Here is a 1,345-nt window from a genome sequence, read left to right as displayed (position 1 = left end):
CATCGGCCAGCGTGGCGATCTTGACCACAGCTTCGGCGGCTTTTTGCAGTTGTGAATGATCCTTCACCTTGTCAGCGCCCAGACGCGGCAATGCACCATCCAGCAAGCCCTTGTTCTGAAGATTCAGACCAGAGAGACCAACGCTCGCATAGTCGTCCAGGGTCGGTGCAGCAGCACCGGTCACGGTCGCCGCGACGATGTGGGTATAGGCATCGACGATGCCTTTGAGCTTGACCGGATCGGCTGCCAGTGCCCCGGTAATGGCAGTGCTGGCCAGGGCGGTATTGATGGCACCGAGGTTGTCGCTGCCCACCAAGGCATGGCCATCGGCCTTGACCAAACCCACGGCCGAGTAGTCAGCAGCGCTGGGCACAGCGTTGGCTGTATCGTCGGCATAGGCGCTGATCTTGGCTTGGGCCTTGATGGCCAGACTGGCGATGGCCTGCACTTCGGACAGGCTGTCCACGGCATTGGCCGCCTGCGCCGAGACTGCACTCAAGACAGCCGCCGCAGCAGCGTTGGAGGTGGCAGCGGGCACCACCCCGAGCGCGATCAGGTCGGCCGCAGCCAAGCTGGTGGGCAGACGATCAGCGGCAAACACTTGCGCGGTTCCGGCCAGCATCAGCAAGCCCTGGGCAGTCGCCAACAAGCCTTCCAGTTTGGTCGGGGTATCCATCACCGTCTTGCTGGACTGCTGATCCAGCGCAGTCTGCAGCAGGTCCAGCGCGGCCGGGCGGGTGGCGGCATCGACCGTCACCCCTACTCCACTCAACAGCGCGCTGAAGGCTGCGCGCGTAGTGTCGGTCAGGGCCAGGGTATCGGCTTTGCCGTTGACCAGGGTAAAGAGCTTGTCCCAGTTGTCGAGGATGGCTTGCAGCTTGGCCGGGCTATCGATCTGGGCCGCGCCGAAAGCCGCCGTCAGCAAGGTGGCCGAAGCACCGATAGCCTTGTCGGCCTCGACGCTGGCGCTCACCTTCAGGCCCATGGCCTTGAAATCGTCAGCACCAGGACGACCAGCATCTTCCGGGAAGCCACCTGGCACCGCAGTCAGGTCGGCATAGACCTGGATCTTCTGATAGGCCGTGACTGCCTTGGACACCACGGTCTGCAGCTTGCTCAGGCTATTGACGTCGCTGCCATTGTCGGCGCCAGCGCGGATGGCATACAGAGCAGCGGCCACGGCAGCTGGTTTCTGCGCGCTCAAGAGCGTGCCGTCGGCAGCGCTCAGGCCCAGTTGGTCCAGCTCCGCGGCAGTCAGGCGCGGCGTGTCATCGCTGGCCTGGGGCCTGTGCAGTACCTTGGTGACCAGCACACCCAAGGCATTGATCTTGGCCGGGGGTATTGA

General features: G+C 63.7%; 1 protein-coding gene. It reads right to left on the bottom strand.

Translation table 11 applies throughout. The annotated features are described in order from the left end of the window. On the bottom strand, window positions 1–1,345 hold a 1,345-nt coding region (locus I5W_RS17720; protein ID WP_044530212.1), incomplete at both ends, for a hypothetical protein.

Source organism: Herbaspirillum sp. B65 (assembly GCF_000333555.1).
Taxonomy (GTDB): Bacteria; Pseudomonadota; Gammaproteobacteria; order Burkholderiales; family Burkholderiaceae_D; genus Herbaspirillum; species Herbaspirillum rubrisubalbicans.
This window is presented reverse-complemented; position numbering and strand designations above follow the sequence as displayed.